The following is a 23,818-nucleotide window of genomic DNA, read 5'->3' on the forward strand; positions in this document are numbered from 1 at the left end:
GGCGCTCCCGAATTCGCCTCCTGTGTCATCGAACGTCCGTTGTGATCCGGGAGAACTGTCCCGATTCTGTGGGGTTATTCAGTTATGTCCTCACCTCACTCCCCTGGGTGATCTGCCGCATACGCATAGTCCGTTCGGGCCATTCAAGATTGGGCCCGAAGGGGGTGTTGTGCTGTCGCCGCCTTCCGTAACGTCCTCCACTGGCAGCGGTGAATATGCCGCTGCCGCCGTGGGGGAGCCTCGATTCGGGAGAGGACGGCGCCGTGATGGGCTGGGTAACCGACTGGAGTGCGCAGGCAGCCTGCCGCACTACCGATCCGGATGAACTGTTCGTACAAGGGGCAGCGCAGAACAGAGCCAAGGCGGTGTGCACCGGATGCCCGGTGCGGACCGAGTGCCTGGCCGACGCGCTGGACAACCGCGTCGAATTCGGCGTATGGGGTGGAATGACGGAGCGGGAGCGCCGCGCACTGCTGCGCAGGCGGCCCACCGTCACGTCGTGGCGCCGGCTGCTGGAGACCGCGCGCAGCGAGTACGAGCAGTCCTCGGGCATCCTGCCCGTGGCGATCGGGCTGGACGACGACGAACTGCACGAGAGGTACGCCGCGGTGGGGTAATCAGGACGGGCGGTTACGCAGCTCCGGCCGGAGCGGAACCGGTCGCGAGCCGGTCCCCGATGGCCCGGAGCCCCGCAAGGTCATGTACGTCACCGGGCAGCGCGGCCACTTCGACCACGGCTACTTCGGGATGCAGAGCGGTGAAGCGATCGCGTGTGCGCTCTTCGCGCGCGACCACCTGCATCCGTTCCGCGTGCAGCCGCAACAGCCCTGCGGTCAGCTGCTCGACGGCAGCGGCCTCAGGATCTCTGTCTCGGCTCGTCACCGGCTCTGTTTCCGGCGCTCTCTCCGGTTCTGCCTTCGGTTCTGCCTTTGGCTTTTCTTCCGGCTCTGTTTCCGGATCTGGTTCGCAGTCCTCGGTGACCTCGTGCTCGTGCGTGTACGCGGCCTCGCGATCGGCCTCGTGCTGGGAAGATTCAGGTGCGGTGTACGGGGCGGCAACGGTGTCGGGGGACACGACCGACCAGTCGGCCGGGTCACCAAGTCCAGTCTTCCCGGCCGCCTGATCCACAATGCCGACTCCGTCAAGATTTTCTGCGGCTGCCAGAGCGCGTTCGGCGGAGAGCCGGGCGGCGCCGCTGCCGTGGACGCGGTTGAGCACCAGACCGGCCAGCGGCATCTCCTCGGCGGCCAGCCGTTCCACGAAGTACGCCGCCTCGCGCAGCGCGTCCCGCTCCGGTGTCGCCACGACGAGGAACGCCGTGCCGGGCGCCTGCAGCAGTTTGTACGTGGCGTCGGCCCGGGTGCGGAAGCCGCCGAACATGGTGTCCATCGCTGCCACGAAGGTCTGTACGTCACGCAGGAACTGACCGCCGAGCAGCTTGCCGAGTGTCCCGGTCATCATCGACATGCCGACGTTGAGGAACTTCATCCCGGCCCGGCCGCCCATCTTCGCCGGGGCCATCAGCAGCTTGATGAATTTCCCGTCCAGGAACGAACCGAGCCGCTTCGGCGCGTCCAGGAAGTCCAGCGCGGAGCGTGACGGCGGGGTGTCGACGATGATCAGGTCCCACTCGTTGCGCGCGCGCAGCTGGCCGAGCTTCTCCATCGCCATGTACTCCTGCGTGCCCGCGAAACCGGCCGACAGGGACTGGTAGAACGGGTTCTCCAGGATCGCGCGGGCCCGCTCGCCGTCCGCGTGGGCCTCGACGATCTCGTCGAAGGTCCGCTTCATGTCGAGCATCATCGCGTGGAGTTCCCCGGCGCCCCCGCCCGTGATGCCCGGCACCTGACGCGGGACGTTGTCGAGTGAGTCGATCCCCATGGACTGGGCGAGCCTGCGGGCCGGGTCGATGGTGAGGACGACGACCTTGCGGCCGCGCTCGGCCGCCCGTACGCCCAGCGCCGCGGCGGTCGTGGTCTTGCCGACCCCGCCCGAACCGCAGCACACGACGATCCGGATCCCGGGGTCGTCGATCAGTGCGTCGGTGTCCAGCACAGCTACGGGTGCGGGCGCGGGTGCGCCGGTGGTGGCCGTGGCCGTGCCGGCGGCCCTGCGCGTGTCCGTGGCGAAAGCTTTGTCCGTGGCAATGGCTTCGTCCGTGTCCGCGTCCTGTGTCATGTGCCCACCCCTTGTCCCTCCCCTTCGTCCGCCCCGTCGCCCACGCCCTGCTTGCGGAGTTCGGTCGCCAGGTCGTACAGCCCGGCCGGGTCCATGCCCTCGCCGATCAGCGGGAGTTCGTACCCCGGCAGCTCCAGGCCCGCGAGCAGCGTGCGCTGTTCGCGCTCCAGCTCGACCCGCTGGGCATGCTCGGCGGCCTGCTCGACCAGGGGACGCACGAGCCCCGCCGAGCCGGTCACGCCCGCCCACGTCAGCGCCTTGGCGATCTCCTTGCGGCGGCCGCTCGCGGCGGTGCGCAGCGCGTCCTCGTCCAGCAGATGCGGGCGCACCATGTTCACGATGACCCGGCCGACCGGCAGTTCGGCCGCCCGCAGCTCCGCGATGCCGTCCGCGGTCTCCTGGACCGGCATCTCCTCCAGCAGGGTCACCAGGTGGACCGCGGTCTCGGGGGACTTCAGCACCCGCATCACGGCCTGCGCCTGATGGTGTATCGGGCCGATCCGGGCCAGTCCCGCCACCTCGTCGTTCACATTGAGAAAGCGGGTGATGCGCCCGGTGGGGGGCGCATCCATGATCACGTAGTCGTAGGCGTACCGGTTCTGCTTGTCCTTGCGGCGCACGGCCTCGCATGCCTTGCCGGTTAGCAGCACGTCCCGTACACCGGGCGCGATCGTCGTGGCGAAGTCGATCGCGCCGAGCTTCTTGAGCGCCCGGCCCGCGCTGCCGAGCTTGTAGAACATCTGGAGGTAGTCGAGAAGGGCGCGTTCGGCGTCGATCGCGAGGGCGTACACCTCGCCGCCGCCGGGCGCGACGGCGATCTTGCGCTCCTCGTACGGAAGCGACTCCGTCTCGAAGAGCTGGGCGATGCCCTGTCTGCCCTCGACCTCCACGAGGAGGGTGCGCCTGCCCTCGGTCGCGAGGGCGAGGGCGAGGGCGGCGGCGACCGTGGTCTTACCGGTACCACCCTTGCCGCTGACGACCTGGAACCTGCTCACGTATTCGAGCCTAACCAGTCGGGCCGCGGGCTACGCACGAGGCTGTGTGTGCCAGGCATTACAGTCGGGCCATGACCAAGTGGGAATACGCGACCGTGCCCCTTCTCGTGCACGCGACCAAGCAGATTCTGGACACCTGGGGCGAGGACGGCTGGGAGCTGGTCCAGGTCGTTCCCGGCCCGAACAACCCCGAGCAGCTCGTGGCCTACCTGAAGCGGGAGAAGGCGTAGTGGCGGGCGCCGTCGAGGCGAAGCTCGCCGAGCTCGGGCTGACGCTGCCGGACGTCGTACCGCCGCTGGCCTCGTACCAGCCTGCCGTGCAGTCCGGGGTGTACGTGTACACCTCCGGCCAGCTGCCGATGGTGGACGGCAAGCTCGCGGTCACCGGCAAGGTCGGTGCGGAGGTCACGGCCGACGAGGCCAAGGAACTGGCGAAGACCTGCGCGCTCAACGCACTGGCCGCCGTGAAGTCCGTCGCGGGCGATCTGGACCGGATCGCGCGTGTCGTGAAGGTCGTGGGCTTCGTCGCCTCGGCATCCGACTTCACCGGGCAGCCCGCCGTGATCAACGGCGCCAGTGAGCTGCTGGGCGCGGTTCTCGGCGACAAGGGCGTGCACGCGCGCAGCGCGGTGGGCGTCGCGGTGCTGCCGCTGGACGCGCCGGTGGAGGTCGAGGTCCAGGTCGAGCTGGTCGGGACCTGAGCCGCAGCTCGTCTGCCGGGGCCGGTGGGGCCTGAGGTGTGAGCCTGCCGGGGCCGCTGCGGTTTGAGCCGTGGCCCCGCCGGGGTCGGTGGGTCTTGAGCCGTGAGCCCGTCGTGGTCCGGCGGTGGTGGTCGCTGATGTGGGTCCGTCGTGGCCCGCAGTCCGCCCTCCGCGGTCCGGGTCCGCCGGGGTGCGGCGCGGAGTCCGAGCCGTACGACTGCCGCGGTTCGGTGAGGGCGGCGCCGTGCCGGTGCCATCCGCTGTCGATTCCCTGATCCCGCCCGGTCGTGACGACCGGGCGGGATCATGTGTGTACCGAGCATGTACGGATCAACGCGCCTCTCGAACATCGGCGCGGTTCCGGATAGCCTCCGGCCATGTCCAATGGTCAGTGGTACCCACCGGAATGGCCCGACCGGATCCGGGCACTCGCCGCAGGTGAGCTGACGGCCGCGCCCCCGAGGCGGGCTGCCACCGTGATGCTGCTCCGGGACCCTGCCACTGGCACCGCGGGCGGCCCCGCCGTCCACATGCTGCGCCGCCGCGCCTCCATGGCCTTCGCGGGCGGTGCGTACGCCTATCCGGGGGGCGGAGTCGACCCGCGCGACGACGACCGGCTCGTCGGCTGGGCCGGACCCGCACTGGAGAGCTGGGCCGCGCGGCTCGGCGTCGATACGCCGGCCGAGGCCCAGGCCATCGCCTGCGCGGCCGTCCGTGAGACGTACGAGGAGGCGGGCGTCCTCCTCGCCGGTCCGACCGCCGATACGGTCGTCAGCGACATCACCGGCGCCGACTGGGAGGCCGATCGCGAGGCACTGGTCGCGCGAGAGCTGTCCTTCGCGGAGTTCCTGGACCGGCGAGGTCTGGTGCTGCGCTCCGACCTGCTGGGCGCCTGGGCGCGCTGGATCACTCCCGAGTTCGAGCCGCGCCGGTACGACACATGGTTCTTCGTCGCCGCGCTCCCCGAGGGCCAGCGCACCCGCAACGCCTCCACGGAGGCCGACCGCACGGTGTGGATCGGGCCCGGCGACGCGGCCGACGGGTACGACCGGGGCGAGTTGCTGATGATGCCGCCGACCGTGTCGACGCTCCGGGCGCTCAGGCCGTACGGGACGGCTGCCGAGGCCCTGAAGGCGGCGGATTCCCAGGACCTCACCCCCGTACTCGCGCAGGCGCGGCTGGAGGGTGACGAGTTGGTGCTGAGCTGGCCGGGACACGACGAGTTCACCAAGCACATCCCGAGCGGGCCGGCCGGTGCCGGTGGTGCGGGAGGCGAAGAGGTATGAGCGACGCGCACGAGCTGCCCGGACAGCCGCGCGGCGGGGTCCTGTCCGGACCCGCCACCACCCGTACCGTCAACGTCCTGGCCCCCAACGCCTCGCCGATGACGCTGGACGGGACCAACACCTGGATCGTTGCCGAGCCCGGCTCCGACCTCGCGGTCGTCATCGACCCGGGGCCGCTGGACGACATACATCTGCGGGGCGTCATCGACACCGCCGAGCGGGCGGGCCGCCGGATCGCGCTCACCCTGCTCACCCACGGGCACCCCGACCACGCGGAGGGCGCGGCACGCTTCGCCGAGCTGACCCGTACGAAGGTGCGTGCCCTGGACCCGGCACTGCGCCTCGGTGACGAGGGCCTGACCTCGGGTGACGTGATCACCACCGGAGGACTGGAACTCCGCGTCGTGCCGACCCCGGGGCACACCGCGGACTCGCTCTCCTTCCACCTGCCGGCCGACCGGGCGGTGCTGACGGGGGACACGATCCTCGGACGCGGCACCACGTTCGTCGCGCATCCGGACGGGCGCCTCGGCGATTACCTCGATTCGCTGCGGAGGCTGCGCTCGCTGACCGTCGACGACGGCGTGCACACGGTGCTGCCGGGACACGGCCCGGTGCTGGAGGACGCGCAGGGCGCGGTCGAGTTCTACCTTGCACACCGCGCGCACCGGCTGGCCCAGGTGGAGACGGCGGTCGAGGCGGGGTACCGGACGGCGTCGGAGGTGGTGGCGCAGGTGTACGCGGAGGTCGACCGGTCCCTGTGGCCCGCGGCGGAACTCTCGGTGCTGGCGCAGCTGGACTACCTGGGCGAGCACGGGCTGATCTAGGGCAGGGCGGATATGCGGAAGGCCCTGCTGTGCGGCGGAGCCGCCTGGCAGGGCCTTCCGTACGGAGATGGCGTCCAGCCCTGCCCGGTACCGTCCGGTCGGACCGCCGGGCCTTCTGGATGGTCGGACGGACGGACGTCGGCCGGTCGGGCGTCGGTCGGCTAGCGGGACCGCTTGGCCAGGCGCTCCACGTCCAGCAGGATCACGGCGCGTGCCTCCAAGCGCAGCCAGCCACGCCCGGCGAAGTCGGCGAGCGCCTTGTTGACCGTCTCACGGGAGGCGCCGACCAGTTGGGCCAGCTCTTCCTGGGTCAGGTCGTGGACGACATGGATGCCTTCCTCCGACTGGACGCCGAAGCGGCGCGACAGGTCGAGGAGGGCGCGGGCGACACGGCCGGGTACATCCGAGAAGACCAGGTCGGACATCTGGTCGTTGGTCTTGCGCAGCCGGCGGGCAACGGCACGCAGCAGGGCCGTGGCCACCTCGGGGCGGGCGTTCAGCCAGGGCTGGAGGTCGCCGTGGCCGAGGCCGAGGAGCTTGACCTCGGTCAGCGCGGTCGCCGTCGCGGTGCGCGGGCCCGGGTCGAAGAGCGACAGCTCACCGATCAGCTCGCCGGGGCCGAGGACCGCCAGCATGTTCTCGCGCCCGTCGGGCGAGGTGCGGTGGAGTTTCACCTTGCCCTCGGTGACCACATAGAGGCGGTCACCCGGGTCGCCCTCGTGGAAGAGCGCGTCGCCGCGTGCGAGGGTCACCTCACTCATCGAGGCGCGGAGCTCCGCGGCCTGCTCATCATCGAGCGCCGCGAAAAGCGGGGCGCGCCGCAGAACGTCGTCCACGAGTTCTCTCCTTGTCGGCCTGTTCAGGGAACCGTGGTCCCCATCATGCCGGACGGTAAAACAGTGCGATCAATCACAAACCAGTTTGACGCACGGGCGTGCCTAACCGTGCGGCAGGGGGCCGATCGGGGACGGATACGCGGTGACCGGGGCGAATGTCGGTGCGTGGCTCTAGGCTGGCCGGGTGTCCAAATCGCCGGTGAGAGTGCAGGCCAAGGGGGCTGATGGGGTGTCGGAAGGCCGTGATTCCGCTGTGGGCGAACAGAGGACGAGTCGCCCGGAAAAAGCGACAAAACGCCCTGTTGTCGAGCAGGTTCCGAGATCCGGAGTGAGGGCCGCGAGGAAGACGGCAGCCAAGCCCGCCGAATCGGGGCCCACACCGGAGTCCACATCCCAGTCCACCGCGGAGTCCACCCCGAAACGCGGAAAGACCGGAGCGGAGCCCGGAAAAGTCGGCGCGGAACCCGCGAGGGCCGGGGTGAAGGCTGCGGCGTCCGGCGCGAGGGCCGGGGTGAAGCCCGCGGCGTCCGCCGCGAGGGCCGGAGCGAAACCGGAATCTCACCTGGCGATGGTCCGCCGGGCCCGCAGGATCAACCGTGAGCTCGCCGAGCTCTACCCGTACGCCCACCCCGAGCTGGACTTCAGGAACCCCTTCGAGCTTCTCGTCGCCACGGTCCTCTCCGCCCAGACCACCGACCTGAGGGTCAACCAGACCACCCCCGCGCTCTTCGCCGCCTATCCCACGCCCGAGGACATGGCAGCGGCTGTTCCGGAGGAAATGGAAGAGCTCATCCGGCCGACCGGCTTCTTCCGGGCCAAGACCAAGTCGCTGATAGGTCTCTCCGTGGCGATCAGGGACAGATTCGGCGGTGAGGTGCCGGGCCGCCTCGTCGACCTCGTCACTCTGCCGGGGGTCGGCCGCAAGACCGCCAACGTCGTGCTCGGGAACGCCTTCGGCGTACCGGGAATCACGGTCGACACCCACTTCGGACGCCTGGTACGGCGCTGGAAGTGGACGGAGCAGGAGGACCCGGAGAAGGTCGAGGCCGAGGTCGGCGCGATCTTCCCCAAGAGCGAGTGGACGATGCTCTCCCACCGCGTGGTCTTCCACGGGCGCCGCATCTGCCATGCCCGCAAGCCTGCCTGCGGGGCCTGTCCGATCGCCCCGCTCTGCCCCGCGTACGGGGAGGGCGAGACGGACCCGGAGAAGGCCAAGAAGCTGCTGAAGTACGAGATGGGCGGTCAGCCTGGTCAGCGGCTCAGTCCGCCGCCGGACTACCCGGGCAGGCCCGCGCCCGGCCCGGGGGCCGACTGACCTGCGGTCGTCCGCTCCGGAACGAAATGCGTGACGACAGGCGTTGTGAGACGAGGGGTGCCTATGAAGACGCACGAACAGAACACGCAGAGCACGCACGAGCGGACTGTGCGCGAGCGGAACGCCCACGAGCAGAACGCGCGCGAGCAGGTCATTGAGCACGAGCAGAGTGCTGAAGCGGCGGCCGCACCGGCGACGGCCCGCCCGGCGGCGGTCGACCGCGCGACGATCGGCCCCGCGATGTTCACCCCCGCAGCCGCCAGTCCTGCGGCGGCGGTCGCGGCCGCGATTGCCGCCACCCCGGCAGGCGCCGGTCGTGACGGCGCCGTCACCGTCACGGCCGAGGGCCTGCCCGACTGGCTCGCCCCCGTCGCCCGCGCCGCGCAGACCATCGAGCCGGACCAGCTCAGCCGCTTCCTGCCACCCGAGAGCGGCGCCGGGCGGCAGTCCGCCGTACTCGTGCTGTTCGGGGAGGGCGCGCGCGGCCCCGAGCTGCTGCTCATGGAGCGATCCGGAAGCCTGCGCTCCCACGCCGGGCAGCCGTCCTTCCCCGGCGGCGCCCTGGACCCGGAGGACGGCGATCAGGCGACCACGGGGCCGCTCAGGGCCGCTCTGCGGGAGGCCCGGGAGGAGACCGGCCTCGATCCGCGCGGGGTCCAGCTCTTCGCCGTGCTGCCCCGGCTCTACATCCCCGTGAGCGGCTTCGTCGTGACACCGGTCCTCGGCTGGTGGCGGTCGCCGAGTCCGGTCGGCGTCGTCGATCCGGGTGAGACCGCCCGGGTCTTCACCGTCCCCGTGGCGGATCTCACGGATCCGGCGAACCGCGCCACCACCGTCCATCCGAGCGGTCACCGAGGCCCGGCATTTCTGGTCGAATCCGCTCTGGTCTGGGGCTTCACGGCCGGAGTGATCGACCGCATCCTGCACTTCGCGGGCTGGGAGCGCCCGTGGGACGCCGCCAAGCAGGTGCCGCTCGACTGGCGCGCATGACAGGCTGACTCCCGTGCTGCGCTGTCCGGCCGTGCCCGGACCCAGCCGAAGGATCGGGCCCGGTGACGAATCTGCGAGGCTATAGACGGTGAACGTGCTGGACATCCTGCTGCTGGCCGGCGCCGTGTGGTTCGCGGTCATCGGCTATCGCCAGGGGTTCGTCGTCGGCATCCTGTCGGTGATCGGGTTCCTGGGCGGCGGTCTCGTCGCCGTCTACCTGCTGCCGGTCCTGTGGGACCAGCTGACGAACGGCTCCGAGGTCTCATCGACGGCAGCCGTTGTCGCCGTCGTCATCGTGATCGTCTGCGCCTCGGTGGGCCAGGCATTCACCACCCACTTGGGAAACAAGCTCCGCAGATACATCACGTGGTCGCCCGCGCGCGCCCTCGACGCCACCGGCGGCGCCCTGGTCAACGTGGTCGCGATGCTGCTGGTCGCCTGGCTGATCGGCTCGGCACTGGCGGGCACCTCACTGCCGACGCTGGGCAAGGAGGTGCGCAGCTCCTCGGTCTTGCTCGGTATCTCCCGGGTGATGCCCGCCCAGGCCTCCACCTGGTTCACGGACTTCTCCTCGGTCCTCGCGCAGAACGGCTTCCCGCAGGTCTTCAGCCCCTTCGCCAACGAGCCGATCACCGAGGTCCAGGCCCCCGATCCGGCGCTGGTCGGCAGCCCCGTCGCGGCCCGCGCCAAGGAGTCCATCGTCAAGGTCGTCGGTACGGCCCCGAGCTGCGGCAAGGTTCTCGAAGGCACCGGCTTCGTCTTCTCCGACCGCCGGGTGATGACCAACGCCCATGTCGTCGGCGGCGTCGACGAGCCGACCGTCCAGATCGGCGGCCAGGGACGGCTGTACGACGCGAAGGTCGTCCTCTACGACTGGCAGCGCGACATCGCCGTACTTGACGTACCGGACCTCGACGCGAAGCCGCTGAAGTTCGCCGACACCGATCACGACGCCCGGACCGGCAACAGCGCCATCGTCGCGGGCTTCCCGGAGAACGGCTCGTACGACGTACGAGCCGCGCGCGTCCGGGGCCGTATCGACGCCAGCGGCCCGGACATCTACCGCCGGGGCACCGTCCGCCGCGATGTGTACTCGCTCTTCGCGACCGTCCGTCAGGGCAACTCGGGCGGACCGCTGCTGACCCCCGACGGCAAGGTGTACGGGGTCGTCTTCGCGAAGTCGCTCGACGACCCGAACACCGGTTACGCGCTGACGGCCGACGAGATCCGCCAGGACATCGCGCATGGCCTCTCGGCCGGCCAGCAGGTCGACAGCCAGTCGTGCGCGCTCTAGCCGTATTGCCCTGTGAGGTCGGGGCCGCACCGGCCAGGCAGGAGATCACGTCGTACGGCTCCCCGGCGTGTGGAGCACGACACGTACACTCCCTGAGTCATGAAGGTGCTTATTTCTGTTGACATGGAGGGCATCTCGGGGGTTGTGCATCCCGCCGAGACGAATCCGGATCGCTACGACTACGAGCGCGGCCGGGCTTTGATGACGGCCGAGGCGAATGCCGTGATCGCCGGGGTTCTGGAGGCCGAACCCACTGCTGTGGTTCTGGTCGCCGACGCGCACGGTCCTTTCCGCAACTTGCTGCCGGAGGAACTTGACCGCCGGGCACGCCTGGTACGCGGCAAGCCGCGCCCGCTGGGCATGCTCGGCGGGCTCGACGAACACACCGACGCAGTCATGCTGATCGGCTACCACGCCCGAGCCGGTGGCGGCCCGGCCGTGCTGGCGCACACCATGAGCGACGACATCCTGGACGTGCGCGTGGCCGGGCGTTCCCTGGGCGAGATCGGTCTCAATGCCGCCATGGCCGGGCATCTGGGCGTGCCGGTCGTGCTGTTCAGCGGCGACGACACCGCCTGCGCCGAACTGAATGACCTGGTCCCCTCCGCGGCCACCGTCGCGGTCAAGCAAGCCCTCGGCCGGGCTGCCGCTGTCACCCTGCACCCCGAAGAAGCCAGGGAGCGTCTGCGCCGGGCTGCGGCCGAAGCCATGTCGCGGCGTGCACTGGTTTCGCCGCTGACCATCGAGGGACCGCTCGATGTGGAGGTCGACCTCCACAGCCCGACCACGGTTGACCTGGCGGCACTCGTGCCGGGTGTCTCACGCGCCGGGGGCGGCCGTACGGTCACGTTCACCGCCGCCGATTTCGCCGAGGCATACCGACTGGTCCTGCTGCTCGTCCAGCTCGCCACCATCAAACCCGGTTAGCGCTGCGCACCCCCGGTTAGCGCTGCGCACCCCCGGCTGGCACTGCGCACCCCCGTCGGCTCTGTGCACCTCCCGGCTGGCACTGCGCACCCCCCGGTCGGCTCTGCGACCGGGAACGTTCGCCGACAGCCTGTTCGGGTGGCCTCGACCGACCCAGCAGAAGCCGCACGGTCCGGGCGGTTGCGCCGGCTGTGCGCGTCCGGTGCAGGCGCGTGTGATTGCCCCAGGGCCACTGGGTGTGCCTGGGGGTTCCCATGCGCGCCGGTGTGCGCTCCACGCGTACTGACCGGTGGCAGCCGGGAGCCGGCTGTGGAAGTCCCGCCCGGCCGGTGAACGCTCACCGGTCGGCCGGGGCGGACCTCATCCGCGTGGATGGCGCAGTCGCGCCGAGACCCAGCGGGCCCTTCGGCGCAGAATGCGCGGAATACCGAGCCGGGGATCATGCAGAACATGCATATCGTGCACCCGGCCCTGAGGGCCGCCCCCCTCATGAGTGCTCGGACCTGCCGTGGCGGTCGAGCGACGGTTGCGTGCTGCGTCACCGAAGTCGTGCGTCCAGCCCATACCCCGACGTCTGCCCGTGCCTCATGGTCGGTAACCGCCCATCCGTCAGCCAATTGGCTTATGCGCCGGGCAATTGGCTGTTCGTCGGACAACTGTGCCGTGCGGCTACCGGTCGGGCTCGGGATCCTTGAGCCAGTTGATGAGTTCGGCCGAGAAGCCGGCCGGATCCTCCTCGTGGGGGAAGTGTCCCAGACCGTCGAAAAGTCGCCAACGGTACGGCGCTTCGACGTACTCGCCGGACCCCGCCGCGCTGCGCGTGCGGATCGCCGGATCGAGTGAACCGTGCAGATGCAGTGTGGGTACCCGTACCGGCCGTTTCATCCGCCGGTTGAACTGGATTCCGTCCGGACGGGCCAGAGAACGGACCATCCAGCGGTACGGCTCGATCGAGCAGTGCGCCGTCGACGGGATGCACATGGCGCGCCGGTAGACGTCGACCGCCGTGTCGTCGGGGAACTCCGGGGCCCGGGGCCCCGCCCAGTCGCGGATCAGCCGGCCCACCAACGCCGCGTCGTCGGCGACGAGCTGACGCTCCGGCACCCACGGGCGCTGGAAACCCCAGACGTACGAGCCCGCCCGGGACTGCGTGAAATCGGAGAGCATCGAGGAACGCCAGCGGCGTGGATGCGGCATAGAGGAGACCGCGAGGCGGCGCACCAGCTTCGGGCGCATCACCGCGGCCGTCCAGGCGAGATAGCCGCCCATGTCATGTCCGACCAGGGCCGCGTCCGGTTCACCGAGCGAGCGGATGACGCCGGTGACGTCGAGCGCCAGGTTGGCGGGGTCGTAACCCCGGGGCGTGCGGTCGCTGCCGCCGACCCCCCGCAGATCCATCGCCACGGCGCGGAAACCGGCGTCGGCGAGTGCGGTGAGCTGATGGCGCCAGGTCCACCAGAACTGCGGGAAGCCGTGCAGCAGCAGTACCAGCGGCCCATCACCGAGTTCGGCGATGTGGAAGCGGGCACCGTTGGCCGCCACGTCCCGGTGGGTCCACGGCCCGTCGAGCCGCACCGGTCCTCCGACACCGGTCACGCCTGCCGGGCCGGTCGTGCCTGCCGGGCGGGGCGAACCATGGGGCCCGGGAGCACTGGAGTCGTCCGGGCCTTCCTGGCCTGCCTGACCCGTCCGACTTACTTGGCTTGCCTGATCTTCCGGGCCAACTGGGCTTTCCGGGCCTTCTGGGCCGGATGCGCTGAAATCGGGGACCGTCATGTGGACGAGCGTGCCACAGCGGACGCCTTGTCCTGGACCGGAGACTTCTCCAGAGCCTTGTGCGTCAGTGTGCTGCCCGTGACCTCCGGACGGCTTTCCCCTGCCGGGACGGCGGGCCGCGGGTGCGGCTTGACGCCCTGCAGCACAGCCGCCGTCTGCTTGGCCGAAGCGATGGACTTCTCCGGCGGCTTCACCTTCTTGAACTTGGCGACGGCGAACAGCGCGAGCAACGCCCCCAGCACGATGAAGGCGAGACCCACGATCCCGAAGCACCAGGCCAGACCCAGCCCCGAGGTGTGGATCCAGTAGGCGGCCCCGAAGCTCAGCACCGGGATCGCGAACAGAAGCAGCACGCCCGCGATGATGAACGCCACGCTTCCGGTGACGCCCCGCTTGACGTCCTGGCGCACTTCGGCCTTGGCCAGGGCGATCTCGTCGTGCACCAGTGCGGACATCTCTGCCGTCGCCGCGGCGACCAGCTGTCCGAGACTGCGGTCGGCGCTGCCCGCGTTGTTGCCGGGGTCGCTCATCCCTGACTCCCTCTCCTGCTCTCCTGCTCAATACATCTGGTGTCAGATCATGCCGGACTGTCCGGCTTGCTGCTCGCTGCCCCCGCCAGTTGGGCAAGGCGGCGGTGTTCGGCCGCCTTCTTCTCGTAGATCGAGGCCATCCGCAGGTGATACTCCGGATCGTCCTGCTCGTAGACGTCGGGCACGCCGTCCTCGTCCGCGTCGAGCTCCTCGGCCTCGTGCAGCGCCCGGTAGGTGCGCACCCGGAGTTTGAGCAGTACCGCGGAGAGTGCGGCGGCCGTCAGGGAACCGAGCAGTACGGCGGCCTTGACCTCGTTGATCATGTCCTCATCGCCGGCGAAGGCCAGTTCGCCGATGAGCAGCGAGACGGTGAAGCCGATCCCGGCGAGAGAGGCGACCGCGAAGACATCCGCCCAGGCCAGATCCTTGTTCAGCTCCGCCTTGGTGAAGCGGGTGGCCAGCCACGTACCGCCGAAGATGCCCGTCGCCTTGCCGACGACGAGCCCCAGGACCACACCGAGCGTCTCGGGCCGGGTGAAGACGTCCGCCAGCGCGCCGCCGGAGAGGGAGACCCCGGCCGAGAAGAGCGCGAACAGCGGTACGGCGACACCGGCCGACAGCGGGCGGATCAGGTGCTCGATGTGCTCGCCGGGGGAGTGGGTCTCGCCGTCCCGCGTCGTGCAGCGGAGCATCAGGCCCATGGCGACACCGGCGATGGTGGCGTGAATGCCGCTGTTGTACATCAGGCCCCAGATGACCAGGGCGAGCGGCACGTAGATGTACCAGCCCCGCACATTCCTGCGCAGCAGCAGGTAGAAGATGCCGAGGCCGATGAAGGCGCCGGTCAGCGCCATGAAGTCGATCTTCTCGGTGAAGAAGACCGCGATGATCAAAATCGCGAAGAGGTCGTCGACGACGGCGAGGGTCAGCAGGAAGGCGCGCAGCGCGTTCGGCAGCGAGGTCCCGATGACCGCGAGAACGGCGAGGGCGAAGGCGATGTCGGTGGCGGTGGGGACGGCCCAGCCGTCGGTGGACCCTCCGCCGGTCACGGCCACGAGTGTGTAGACGACGGCCGGAACCGCCATTCCGCACAGCGCGGCGACGACGGGGAGGGCGGCCGCCTTGGGGTCCCGCAGTTCGCCCGCGACCAGTTCCCGCTTGAGCTCGACGCCCGCGACGAAGAAGAAGACCGCGAGCAGCCCGTCCGCCGCCCAGTGCTCCACGGAGAGGTTGAGGCCCAGCGACTCGGGACCGAAGTGGAAGTCGCTGACAGCCGTGTAACCGGAACCGAAGGTGTTCGCCCACACCAGGGCCGCTATCGCGGAGACCAGCAGGATGACGCCGCCGACCGTTTCGGTGCGCAGCGCGTCCGCGAGGTAGTTCCGCTCAGGGAGGGACAGGCGCCCGAGAAAGGTGCGGCGGGGGGAAGGGGGTGCGGGGGTGGGCGCGGCCACGAGTGAAGACCTCCGGGTCGGTACGGCAGCGATGGCATGGCTGATGCACTTGCCGACCAGACTTCCCGGCACACCCTGTGGAGATTTCTTATTGGTTTGTTGACGCGGCTGCCACTGTACCCGGGACGTGCGGGGCTGTATCCGGTGATCTTCACCATAAATGGCCGAGGGACACCCGGCGCGTTGCCGGATGCCCCTCGGGGACGTGCGCGCTGCGGACAGCCCTGCTGTGGCCAGTCCTGCTGCGGTCGGTCCTGCCTCGGTCAGTCCTGCTGAGGTCAGTCCTCGGAGGAGGAGGACGGCAGCTGGGTCTGGATGAGGTCCATCACCGAGGAGTCGGTGAGCGTCGTGACATCGCCCAGTTCGCGGTTCTCGGCGACGTCACGCAGCAGACGTCGCATGATCTTGCCGGAGCGGGTCTTCGGCAGCTCGGCGACCGGCAGGATCCGCCTCGGCTTGGCGATCGGGCCGAGCGTGGCGCCGACGTGGTTGCGCAGCTCCGCGACGAGCTCGTCGGAGGACTCGGCCGTACCGCGCAGTATCACGAACGCGACGATGGCCTGGCCGGTCGTCTCGTCGGCGGCACCGACCACGGCGGCCTCGGCGACCGACGGGTGCGACACGAGCGCCGACTCGACCTCGGTGGTCGAGATGTTGTGCCCGGACACGAGCATCACGTCGTCGACCCGGCCGAGCAGCCAGATGTCGCCGTCCTCGTCCTTCTTGGCACCGTCGCCCGCGAAGTACTTGCCCTCGAAGCGCGACCAGTAGGTGTCGATGAAGCGCTGGTCGTCGCCCCAGATGGTGCGGAGCATCGACGGCCACGGCTCCGTGAGGACGAGGTAGCCGCCCCCGCCGTTCGGAACCTCGTTGGCCTCGTCGTCCACGACTGTGGCGCAGATGCCGGGCAGGGCTCGCTGGGCGCTGCCGGGCTTGGTCTCCGTCACTCCCGGCAGCGGCGCGATCATCATCGCGCCGGTCTCGGTCTGCCACCAGGTGTCCACGATCGGGCACTTGTCGGCGCCGATGTGCTTGCGGTACCACATCCACGCCTCGGGGTTGATCGGCTCACCGACCGAACCGAGGACCCGGAGGCTGCTCAGGTCGAACTTGGCGGGGATGTCGTCCCCCCACTTCATGAACGTGCGGATCGCGGTCGGCGCGGTGTAGAGGATCGTGACGCCGTACTTCTGCACGATCTCCCAGAAGCGGCCCTGGTGCGGGGAGTCGGGCGTGCCCTCGTACATGACCTGCGTCGCGCCGTTGGCCAGCGGGCCGTAGACGATGTACGAGTGGCCGGTCACCCAGCCGATGTCGGCGGTGCACCAGAAGACGTCGGTCTCCGGCTTGAGGTCGAAGACCGCGTTGTGGGTGTACGCGGCCTGCGTGAGGTAGCCGCCGGAGGTGTGCAGGATGCCCTTCGGCTTACCCGTGGTGCCGGAGGTGTAGAGGATGAAGAGCGGCTGCTCCGCCTCGAACGCCTCGGGGGTGTGCTCGGCGGACTGACGGCCGGTGATCTCGTGCCACCAGACGTCGCGACCCTCGGTCCATGCGGTGTCCTGGCCGGTGCGCCGCACCACGAGGACGTGCTCGACACTGTCGATACGGGCGACGGCGTCGTCCACGGCGGGCTTGAGCGCGGACGGCTTGCCCCGGCGGTAGCCGCCGTCGGCGGTGATGACGACCTTGGCGTCCGCGTCCTGGATACGGGCCGCGATGGCGTCGGCGGAGAAGCCGCCGAAGACCACCGAGTGCGCGGCACCGATGCGGGCGCAGGCCAGCATCGCGATGGCGGCCTCGGGGATCATCGGCAGGTAGACGGCGACCCGGTCGCCCTTGCCGACACCGAGCTCGGTGAGCGCGTTGGCGGCGCGGGAGACCTCGTCCTTGAGGTCGGCGTAGGTGATCGCGCGACTGTCGCCGGGCTCGCCCTCGAAGTGGATGGCGACCCGGTCGCCATGGCCGGCCTCGACATGGCGGTCCACGCAGTTGTACGCGACGTTGAGCTTGCCGTCCGCGAACCACTTCGCGAAGGGCGGGTTGCTCCAGTCGAGCGTCTCAGTCGGCTCCGTGGCCCAGGTCAGGCGACGGGCCTGCTCGGCCCAGAAGCCCAGCCGATCCGCCTCGGCCTGCTCGTACGCCTCCGCCTTGACGTTGGCGTTCGCGGCCAGATCGGCAGGCGGTGCGAACCGCCGCTCCTCACGAAGCAGATTGGCCAAGCTTTCGTTGCTCACGACATCTCCCATTCCGGGTGTCCGTTGTGTCCCGCGCATAGCTCATCAGGCCAGAGGCCGGGTGACAAGTGCCTGCCCGGAATTGGTTTAGACCTGTGTCTCGGGTATGGAGACACGGTCCCACCTCCACGTTGCGCTGCGACGCGGTGCCGGTCGACGTGGAGCAGAGCGACACGGTGCGTCGCACAGCGGCACGGCGCGATGCGGAGGCGGGACCACAAGGTCTCACGGACCTGGGGCGCATGTGGTTCAGACCCCAGTACGCCCCCACTCGCCCGAACCGGAGGGGCCGCCCAGGCCGGAGGGCTCGCCCGAGCCGGAGAGGCCGCCCGAACCGGAGGGTTCGCCCAGGGCGGTGGTACTTCCCGGGGTATCGGCACGGCCGGGGATGCGGGCGGACGCCAGGGCATGGGCGGGGGTGCCGACCGGAGTGGGGGTGGGGGCATCGCCCGAGGCTGGGGCATCGCCCGGGTCCACGCGGTCGAAGACCTCGTCGAGCGCGAGTCCGGCGCTTGCGCCCTCGGTCAGCAGATATGCCTGGGCCTCGCCCACGTGGAAGTACATTCCGTGCAGGTGGAGCGTGCCCTCGGCGAGCCGCTGCGCCACCGCTTCATGGGCCCGCAGATGGTCCAACTGCTGGACCACATTGGTGAGGCAGAGCTGCTCCACCGCATCGGTCGGCAGCCGGCCGGAGATCCGGGCCCAGGGGTGATGCCGGGACGCCATTCGCTCCAGGCTCGGCAGCCCGTGTCTCAGCCAGCGCCACAGGGACGTCTGCGGAGCGCCTGTGTTCGGCTCGGCATCGAGCAGCGCCTGCATCGCGCCGCAGCCGGAGTGCCCGCAGACGGTGATGGACTCCACCTTCAGCACATCCACCGCGTACTCGATGGCGGCGCCCACCGAGTCGTCACCCGACTCCGTGTCCGGCAGGGGCACCAGATTGCCGATGTTCCGCACGGTGAACAGGTCACCGGGGCCGCTCGCCGTGATCATGCTGGTGACCAGGCGGGAGTCGGCGCAGGTGATGAAGAGCTGGGAGGGGCGCTGACCCTCGCGGGCCAGTCGGGCCAGTTCCTCGCGCACCAGTGGAGCGGTGTTGCGCTGGAACGAACTCAGGCCACTGAACAGGCGGTTGCCGCCGGTCCGGCGCCGGGTTGCGGCGGGCGGGTCGATCGGGTCGGGGGCATTGTGGACTCCAGGGCCAGGGCCAGGGCCGAGACTGGGGGCAGGGCCGACGCCAGGGACGGAGTCGGAACCGTGGGCGTTCTTGGCACCGGGGGCTGGGCTCGATCCGCCGTCCGGAGTGGCGTCCGAGGCGGCCGCGGCAGGTGTGTTGGGTGTGGTGGTCAGGTTCGGTGGATCTGACGGGGATGCCGGCGGCAGGGCCGACGGCGATGCTGAACCCGAACCCGACGTTGGTGCCGGTGCCGGTGCCGGTGCAGACATGGACATGGACACGGGCGTGAACGTGGACATCGGCGTGACCGTGGATGCGGATGCGGAAGGCAAGCCGCTCCGTGACCGGGTGGCGGTTCGTTCGCCGGCACGGTCGGACGACAGCTTGTCCACGGCCACCGCAGCGAGCAGCGACTCCAGACTGGCCACCAGCATCACCGTGAACACGGCGGTGGCCAGGGCGAGTACGGGGCCGTGCGGCATCTCCGGCAGTGCGTGCGAGCGCCAGGATGGCAGATCGACCCGGGCGATCCCGGGCGCGGCGAGCGCGGCCATGGCCGTCGCTGTCACCACTGCGGCGAGGGCGGCCGGAATCCGCCGTACCACCCGGCCGATTCGACCGGGAATTCGTGGCCAGAGGACCAGGACGGCGATGGTCAGTACGCCGATCAGCGGGGCGGCCGGGCTCACGCGCTCCAACTGGTCGGGAAGAGCGAGAGTGTTGGCTACCGCTGAGCTCTGGGGCGAGCCGCCGAGCACGATGTGCAGCTGGGCGAGTGCGATGGCCACGCCGATTCCGGCGAGGGTGCCGTGCACGATGGCCGGGCTGACGGCGAGGGCGCTGCGCGCCGCCCGCAGCGATCCCAGCAGGATTTGCAGCAGCCCGGCGCCGATGGTGATGGCACAGGTGGTACGCCAGCCGTAGACCTGGATCAACTCGGCTGTGACCACGGTCAGTCCGGCAGACGGACCGCTGACCTGGAGGGGTGTGCCGCCGAGCAGTCCGGCGACGATGCCGCCGACAGCGGCGGAGATGAGGCCGGCCTCCAACGGGGCGTCCATGGCGACGGCCAGGCCGAGCGACATGGGGACGGCCAGCAGGAAGACCGTGATCGATGCGGACAGGTCGGCGCCCGCGATGCGGAATCGTCCGCCGCGCGGCGGCGGACTGTGTGGTCGTTTGATTCCCGAGGCGCGGGGTGGGTGCGAACTGCGGGATGGGCGGTCGTGACGAGTAGGCGCACAGGCAGGCATTTTCCCGACTCCTCCGGGGCAGCGCGGTCGCGGAACGTGGGGGACACGGCTGTGGGTCACGGCGTGCAGCGGCGGGATTTCTCAACTCTCAGTAAATAGATCGTAATGGAGAGTAAAGATTTGTGTCCAAGCTTGAGGTCAAATAGCCCGGTCAATCACCCATTCAAGTGAATAGACAGCTTTTCAGGCGGCCTGTCGCGCTGATTCCGGCAGCGCTGCATGCGACCTTGGCCGCGCTGTGTTGGCACCTCGACGCGAAGTTACCTGCAAGGAAGAGGGTGGGCGGATGCTGGCTGCCACGATGAGGGCGACGACGAGGGGCGCCGCGAAGGCGGCCGCTGTCGGACGGATCGCCCTGGGCGTCGTGGTCGTTGTGCTGACCGCCGCGTTGGCCGGCTGCTCCTCCGGTCCGGAATCAAGGGCCGGAACCGCTGGCCCCGGCGCCGCGAAGCGGGACGCCGGGGCGGAGAGGCGCGCCCATCGGGCCGCACCCAAGAACGTGTTCCGGCTCATCGGCGATGGTTCCACGGCCTTCACCGGTAGCCAGCCGAGGCAACCTGTGGCGCGGCGTCTGACGCCCGGCCAGAAGCCCCCGCAGTTCGTGGTGTTCTCGTGGGACGGCGCCGGGGAGGACGGTCAGCGGCTGTTCTCGCACTTCCGTGAGGTGGGCATGAAGTACCACGCGAACATGACGTACTTCCTCAGCGGCGTGTACATGCTTCCGGAGGCCAAACGGGAGCTCTACGACCCACCGAAGCACAACGCCGGCAGCTCCGACATCGGCTTCAACGACACCGAGGGAATTCGGAACACCATCGCCCAGGTACGCGGCGCCTGGGAGGACGGGGACGAGATCGGCACCCACTTCAACGGCCACTTCTGCGGACCCGAGGGCGGCGTCGGCACCTGGTCCGTCGACCAGTGGAAGAGCGAGATCGGCCAGGCCAAGTCCTTTGTGAAGAGCTGGAAGACCAACGATCCCGGCCTCAAGGACGAGAAGCCCCTTCCCTTCGACTACGACACGGAGCTCATCGGCGGCCGCACCCCTTGTCTGGAGGGGCGGAAGAACATGGTCACCGCGGCGCGGACGATGGGCTTCCGCTACGACTCCAGCGGAGTCGACAACCAGGTCTGGCCGAAGAGGAAGGACGGCATCTGGGACCTTTCGATGCAACTCGTTCCGGTGCCCGGACGAGACTTCGAGACCCTCTCGATGGACTACAACTTCATGTTCAACCAGTCCGGTGCGACACAGGGCGACCCAGACCGACACGAGTACTGGGGCAATCAGATGCGCGACGGCCTGACCCAGGCCTTCGACCGCGCATACGGCGGAAACCGCGCCCCGCTGATCATCGGGAACCACTTCGAGTCCTGGAACGGCGGCACGTACATGCGCGCCGTCGAGCAGATCATCGCGACGGTCTGCACCAAGAAGGGCGTCCGGTGCGTGTCCTTCCGGCAACTGGCCGACTGGCTCGACGCGCAGGACCCCGCAACGCTGGCGAAGCTCGGCACGCTCGACGTCGGCCAGGCCCCGGCGAAGGGCTGGGCGGAGTTCCTCGGCGAAGCCGGGGGCGGTCGGGCGGAAGGGGAAAGGGAAGGGGAAGGGGAAACGGAAGCGGATCGGACATCGGGGACCGGCAGGGCTCACGCCGGGTCCGGCGCAGATCGGGCCGGTCGTCGGCCCGAAAGCGGCGCTCCGTGAGGGGTGCCTGATGAGCATGCCCGAAGGCCGCGCCCCGGCGGCTGTGCGCGGCCGCCGACTGCGTGGCCGCCGCGCTGCGCGTTTTCCGGCTGCGGACCGGTCGTGCCGCCGCGAGCTGACGCTTGAGGCGCAACGGCGCAACGGCGCAATGGCACCCCGGCGCCCCGGCGGAATGAGTGCATCCTCCAGCTGGGGCGCCGACCGGTCAGGCGGGTCGAGTCGACTCATCAGGCGGGCTCAGTCGGCTGACAAGACAGGCTGAGTGGCTGACCGGTCGGGCTTCGACGGCTGATCAGGCAGGCTGAGCGGCGCCGTCCTGCGCGTACCGCTCGTCGAGTACGAAGGCGGGATCGACCTGGGCAGCCAGGTCGGCACCCGTCTTCTCATTGCCCCAGCTCTCCGCATTCTTCAGGTGGAAGTGCACCATCTGCCGCGTGTAGCGCTCCCAGTCCCGCTGCTCGTACGAATCCTCTGCTGCGTTCTGCAGCGCCTGCAGAGCCATCCGGTTGTCCGCCTCCAACAGCTCGAAGCGGGCGGGCCGGCCCTTCTCCATCGCTCGTACCCAGTCGGAGTGCCCGACGGTGACCAGCAGGTCGTCGCCCACCTCGGCGTGCAGGAACTCCATGTCGTCCTCGGCCTGAACCTTGTTGCCGATGACCTTCAGCGCGACCCCGAAGTCCCGTGCGTAGTCCTTGTACTGCCGGTAGACCGAGACCCCCTTCCGGGTCGGCTCGGCGACCAGGAACGTCATGTCGAAGCGGGTGAACATCCCGGAAGCGAAGGAGTCCGAACCCGCTGTCATGTCGACGACGACATAGTCGTCGGGGCCGTCGACGAGATGATTGAGGCAGAGCTCGACCGCACCGACCTTGGAGTGGTAGCAGGCCACGCCCAGGTCGGACTCGGTGAACGGCCCGGTGGCCATCAGGCGGATCTCCCCGTCGTCGAGCCGGACCGTGCGGGCGCACGCGTCATAGACCGGGTTGTCCTCACGCACCCGCAGCAGCCGCGAGCCCTCGCCCGGCGGGGTTGTCTTGATCATTGTTTCGACGGAGGCGATACGGGGATTGCTGCCGCGCAGATACTCCTTGATCAGGGGCAGCTGGGCCCCCATGGCGGGCAGTGCCGCAGCCTCCTGGTCATCGAGGCCGAGTGCGGCCCCGAGGTGCTGGTTGATGTCGGCGTCCACCGCGACGACATGGGCTTCATTGGCGGCAAGGTGGCGGATGAAGAGCGAGGACAACGTGGTCTTGCCGCTGCCGCCCTTCCCTACGAAAGCGATCTTCATGTTCACCTAGGGTAGCGGGGCGATCGCGTTCTGCTGTTGTGTTTCGTGAAGAAGGCCACTCCAGGGTGGTATCGGAGCAGGGGGCGCGTAGCCTCGCTACTTATGAGTACGACTGCCTCTGATCCGCTCGCCGCCCTGGGCGCCCTGCCCGGAGTCGCCGATGCGGTGGACTCCGTACGCAAGGCCGTCGACCGGGTCTACGGTCACCGTGTCATGCGGCGCCGCAGCAACGAGGTCACCGCCGAAGCGGCACTGCGAGGCGCCCGCGGCTCGGCGGCCCTGTCCGGGGCCGATTGGAATCTGGAGGAGGTGCGCCGTCGCACCGACTTCAGCGGTGGTGGTGAGGCGCATGTGATCGGAGCGGCCCTGAGGCTGACTGCCGAAGCGGGCCAACTGCTCTCCATCTGGCGGCAGTCGCCCTTGCGCGTCCTGGCGCGACTGCATCTGGTCGCGGCCGGCGGCGCGGAACCCGAGGACGCTGTCGGCCGGCCTCGGCTGGCAGGTGAACCCGTGGACGAACCGCTGATCGAAGCACCGCTGCCGGACGCCGACGAGATGGCCGGGCGGCTGGAAGGGCTCTCCGCGTTGATCCTTTCGGGCAGTTCGGCGCCGGCGTTGGTGACTGCGGCGGTCGTGCACGGTGAACTGCTGGCCCTGCGGCCCTTCGGTTCGCACAACGGCCTCGTCGCCCGGACCGCCGAGCGGATCGTGCTGATCGGAAGCGGGCTCGACCCCAAATCGATCTGTCCCGCCGAGGTGGGCCATGCCGAGCAGGGGCGGGCGGCGTACGTCGCGGCGTTCGAGGGCTATCTGGCGGGGACGCCGGAGGGGATGGCGGCCTGGATCGCACACTGTGGGCGTGCCGTCGAGCTGGGCGTCAGGGAATCGACGGCGGTGTGCGAGGCGCTCCAGCGCGGTGCCGCGTAACGAGGTGACGGGGGCGGCTGCGCGGTGTCGGGCGCGAGGGCTGAAGATCCTCACCGCGTAACTTCAGGACCGTAACTCCGGCGCGGCAGTGCCACGGGACCGGAGGCGACTCCGGCGAGACTT

At 69.6% G+C, this 23,818-nt stretch carries 21 protein-coding genes; 11 read left to right on the forward strand and 10 right to left on the reverse strand.

The window, feature by feature from the left end:
• The first annotated feature begins 266 nt into the window (after positions 1 to 266).
• Entirely contained in the window at positions 267 to 617 is a 351-nt protein-coding gene (locus ACFVT1_RS06555; RefSeq protein ID WP_362193326.1) for a WhiB family transcriptional regulator, read from the forward strand.
• Positions 618 to 630: 13 nt separating this feature from the next.
• On the opposite strand, the gene ACFVT1_RS06560 is transcribed toward ACFVT1_RS06555, so the two are convergent.
• On the reverse strand, positions 631 to 2,178 hold the full coding sequence (locus ACFVT1_RS06560; protein ID WP_389793105.1) for an ArsA-related P-loop ATPase: 1,548 nt from the start codon (positions 2,176 to 2,178) through the stop codon (positions 631 to 633).
• Positions 2,175 to 3,173 (reverse strand): ArsA family ATPase, encoded by a 999-nt coding sequence (locus ACFVT1_RS06565; RefSeq protein ID WP_389793107.1) that lies wholly within the window; start codon positions 3,171 to 3,173, stop codon positions 2,175 to 2,177. Before ACFVT1_RS06565 ends, ACFVT1_RS06560 begins: the two co-directional genes overlap by 4 nt.
• Positions 3,174 to 3,244: 71 nt before the next feature.
• On the opposite strand from ACFVT1_RS06565, the gene ACFVT1_RS06570 reads away from it, so the two are divergent.
• From ACFVT1_RS06570 to ACFVT1_RS06585, 4 genes are all read left to right on the forward strand, one after another.
• The gene (locus ACFVT1_RS06570; RefSeq protein ID WP_003967454.1) at positions 3,245 to 3,403 is read left to right on the forward strand and encodes a DUF4177 domain-containing protein; all 159 of its coding nucleotides are present in this window, start codon (positions 3,245 to 3,247) and stop codon (positions 3,401 to 3,403) included.
• Entirely contained in the window at positions 3,403 to 3,873 is a 471-nt protein-coding gene (locus ACFVT1_RS06575; protein WP_389793109.1) for a RidA family protein, read from the forward strand. The genes ACFVT1_RS06570 and ACFVT1_RS06575 overlap by 1 nt, the downstream gene beginning before the upstream one ends.
• Positions 3,874 to 4,250: 377 nt before the next feature.
• A complete protein-coding gene (locus tag ACFVT1_RS06580; protein WP_389793110.1) occupies positions 4,251 to 5,159 on the forward strand; it encodes an NUDIX hydrolase in 909 nt (302 codons plus the stop codon).
• A complete protein-coding gene (locus ACFVT1_RS06585) occupies positions 5,156 to 5,986 on the forward strand; it encodes an MBL fold metallo-hydrolase (protein WP_389793112.1) in 831 nt (276 codons plus the stop codon). The genes ACFVT1_RS06580 and ACFVT1_RS06585 overlap by 4 nt, the downstream gene beginning before the upstream one ends.
• 161 nt (positions 5,987 to 6,147) lie before the next feature.
• Here the strand turns inward: ACFVT1_RS06585 and ACFVT1_RS06590 are convergent, their stop codons facing one another.
• Positions 6,148 to 6,822 carry a Crp/Fnr family transcriptional regulator gene (locus tag ACFVT1_RS06590; protein ID WP_014046869.1) on the reverse strand — a complete coding sequence of 225 codons (675 nt, stop codon included), beginning with the start codon at positions 6,820 to 6,822 and terminating at the stop codon, positions 6,148 to 6,150.
• 511 nt (positions 6,823 to 7,333) lie between these two features.
• Between ACFVT1_RS06590 and nth the strand changes: the two genes are divergently transcribed.
• The 4 genes from nth (at position 7,334) to ACFVT1_RS06610 (ending at position 11,348) form a co-directional block, all read left to right on the forward strand.
• Positions 7,334 to 8,137, forward strand: a complete 804-nt coding sequence (nth, locus tag ACFVT1_RS06595) for an endonuclease III (protein ID WP_389793365.1) — start codon at positions 7,334 to 7,336, stop codon at positions 8,135 to 8,137.
• A gap of 240 nt (positions 8,138 to 8,377) precedes the next feature.
• Positions 8,378 to 9,127 carry an NUDIX hydrolase gene (locus ACFVT1_RS06600; protein ID WP_389793366.1) on the forward strand — a complete coding sequence of 250 codons (750 nt, stop codon included), beginning with the start codon at positions 8,378 to 8,380 and terminating at the stop codon, positions 9,125 to 9,127.
• Positions 9,128 to 9,215: 88 nt separating this feature from the next.
• The gene (locus tag ACFVT1_RS06605; RefSeq protein WP_389793113.1) at positions 9,216 to 10,421 is read left to right on the forward strand and encodes a MarP family serine protease; all 1,206 of its coding nucleotides are present in this window, start codon (positions 9,216 to 9,218) and stop codon (positions 10,419 to 10,421) included.
• A 99-nt stretch (positions 10,422 to 10,520) separates the two neighbouring features.
• A complete protein-coding gene (locus tag ACFVT1_RS06610; protein ID WP_389793115.1) occupies positions 10,521 to 11,348 on the forward strand; it encodes a M55 family metallopeptidase in 828 nt (275 codons plus the stop codon).
• A 360-nt stretch (positions 11,349 to 11,708) separates the two neighbouring features.
• On the opposite strand, the gene ACFVT1_RS06615 is transcribed toward ACFVT1_RS06610, so the two are convergent.
• The 6 genes from ACFVT1_RS06615 to ACFVT1_RS06640 form a co-directional block, all read right to left on the reverse strand.
• Positions 11,709 to 11,912 carry a hypothetical protein gene (locus tag ACFVT1_RS06615; RefSeq protein ID WP_361454176.1) on the reverse strand — a complete coding sequence of 68 codons (204 nt, stop codon included), beginning with the start codon at positions 11,910 to 11,912 and terminating at the stop codon, positions 11,709 to 11,711.
• Between the two features lie 105 nt (positions 11,913 to 12,017).
• Positions 12,018 to 13,124 (reverse strand): alpha/beta fold hydrolase, encoded by a 1,107-nt coding sequence (locus tag ACFVT1_RS06620; protein ID WP_389793117.1) that lies wholly within the window; start codon positions 13,122 to 13,124, stop codon positions 12,018 to 12,020.
• Positions 13,121 to 13,654, reverse strand: coding sequence for a phage holin family protein (locus tag ACFVT1_RS06625; protein ID WP_389793119.1), 534 nt, complete (start codon positions 13,652 to 13,654; stop codon positions 13,121 to 13,123). The genes ACFVT1_RS06620 and ACFVT1_RS06625 overlap by 4 nt, the downstream gene beginning before the upstream one ends.
• Before the next feature lie 47 nt (positions 13,655 to 13,701).
• Positions 13,702 to 15,108: a Na+/H+ antiporter NhaA gene (nhaA, locus tag ACFVT1_RS06630; protein WP_389793120.1), complete on the reverse strand. Its 1,407-nt coding sequence runs from the start codon at positions 15,106 to 15,108 to the stop codon at positions 13,702 to 13,704.
• Positions 15,109 to 15,386: 278 nt separating this feature from the next.
• The gene (gene acs, locus ACFVT1_RS06635) at positions 15,387 to 17,342 is read right to left on the reverse strand and encodes an acetate--CoA ligase (protein WP_389793122.1); all 1,956 of its coding nucleotides are present in this window, start codon (positions 17,340 to 17,342) and stop codon (positions 15,387 to 15,389) included.
• Between the two features lie 249 nt (positions 17,343 to 17,591).
• On the reverse strand, positions 17,592 to 19,772 hold the full coding sequence (locus tag ACFVT1_RS06640; protein ID WP_389793124.1) for a carbonic anhydrase: 2,181 nt from the start codon (positions 19,770 to 19,772) through the stop codon (positions 17,592 to 17,594).
• A 286-nt stretch (positions 19,773 to 20,058) separates the two neighbouring features.
• On the opposite strand from ACFVT1_RS06640, the gene ACFVT1_RS06645 reads away from it, so the two are divergent.
• Positions 20,059 to 21,480, forward strand: coding sequence for a hypothetical protein (locus ACFVT1_RS06645; protein WP_389793126.1), 1,422 nt, complete (start codon positions 20,059 to 20,061; stop codon positions 21,478 to 21,480).
• 292 nt (positions 21,481 to 21,772) lie between these two features.
• Here the strand turns inward: ACFVT1_RS06645 and ACFVT1_RS06650 are convergent, their stop codons facing one another.
• Positions 21,773 to 22,768, reverse strand: coding sequence for an ATP-binding protein (locus ACFVT1_RS06650; RefSeq protein WP_389793128.1), 996 nt, complete (start codon positions 22,766 to 22,768; stop codon positions 21,773 to 21,775).
• Positions 22,769 to 22,870: 102 nt separating this feature from the next.
• On the opposite strand from ACFVT1_RS06650, the gene ACFVT1_RS06655 reads away from it, so the two are divergent.
• Positions 22,871 to 23,695, forward strand: coding sequence for an oxidoreductase (locus tag ACFVT1_RS06655; protein ID WP_389793130.1), 825 nt, complete (start codon positions 22,871 to 22,873; stop codon positions 23,693 to 23,695).
• Positions 23,696 to 23,818 lie beyond the last annotated feature (123 nt).

Source organism: Streptomyces sp. NPDC057963 (assembly GCF_042887155.1).
GTDB lineage: Bacteria > Actinomycetota > Actinomycetes > Streptomycetales > Streptomycetaceae > Streptomyces.

What these genes read in the sequence shown, in the direction of transcription:
- ACFVT1_RS06555 (WP_362193326.1), top strand. Translation starts at nt 267, where the DNA reads ATGGGCTGGGTAACCGACTGGAGTGCGCAGGCAGCCTGCCGCACTACC.
- ACFVT1_RS06560 (WP_389793105.1), bottom strand. Translation starts at nt 2,178, where the DNA reads ATGACACAGGACGCGGACACGGACGAAGCCATTGCCACGGACAAAGCT.
- ACFVT1_RS06570 (WP_003967454.1), top strand. Translation starts at nt 3,245, where the DNA reads ATGACCAAGTGGGAATACGCGACCGTGCCCCTTCTCGTGCACGCGACC.
- ACFVT1_RS06580 (WP_389793110.1), top strand. Translation starts at nt 4,251, where the DNA reads ATGTCCAATGGTCAGTGGTACCCACCGGAATGGCCCGACCGGATCCGG.
- ACFVT1_RS06585 (WP_389793112.1), top strand. Translation starts at nt 5,156, where the DNA reads ATGAGCGACGCGCACGAGCTGCCCGGACAGCCGCGCGGCGGGGTCCTG.
- ACFVT1_RS06600 (WP_389793366.1), top strand. Translation starts at nt 8,378, where the DNA reads ATGTTCACCCCCGCAGCCGCCAGTCCTGCGGCGGCGGTCGCGGCCGCG.
- ACFVT1_RS06610 (WP_389793115.1), top strand. Translation starts at nt 10,521, where the DNA reads ATGAAGGTGCTTATTTCTGTTGACATGGAGGGCATCTCGGGGGTTGTG.
- ACFVT1_RS06615 (WP_361454176.1), bottom strand. Translation starts at nt 11,912, where the DNA reads ATGGGCTGGACGCACGACTTCGGTGACGCAGCACGCAACCGTCGCTCG.
- ACFVT1_RS06620 (WP_389793117.1), bottom strand. Translation starts at nt 13,124, where the DNA reads ATGACGGTCCCCGATTTCAGCGCATCCGGCCCAGAAGGCCCGGAAAGC.
- ACFVT1_RS06625 (WP_389793119.1), bottom strand. Translation starts at nt 13,654, where the DNA reads ATGAGCGACCCCGGCAACAACGCGGGCAGCGCCGACCGCAGTCTCGGA.
- ACFVT1_RS06640 (WP_389793124.1), bottom strand. Translation starts at nt 19,772, where the DNA reads ATGCCTGCCTGTGCGCCTACTCGTCACGACCGCCCATCCCGCAGTTCG.
- ACFVT1_RS06645 (WP_389793126.1), top strand. Translation starts at nt 20,059, where the DNA reads ATGCTGGCTGCCACGATGAGGGCGACGACGAGGGGCGCCGCGAAGGCG.
- ACFVT1_RS06650 (WP_389793128.1), bottom strand. Translation starts at nt 22,768, where the DNA reads ATGAAGATCGCTTTCGTAGGGAAGGGCGGCAGCGGCAAGACCACGTTG.
- ACFVT1_RS06655 (WP_389793130.1), top strand. Translation starts at nt 22,871, where the DNA reads ATGAGTACGACTGCCTCTGATCCGCTCGCCGCCCTGGGCGCCCTGCCC.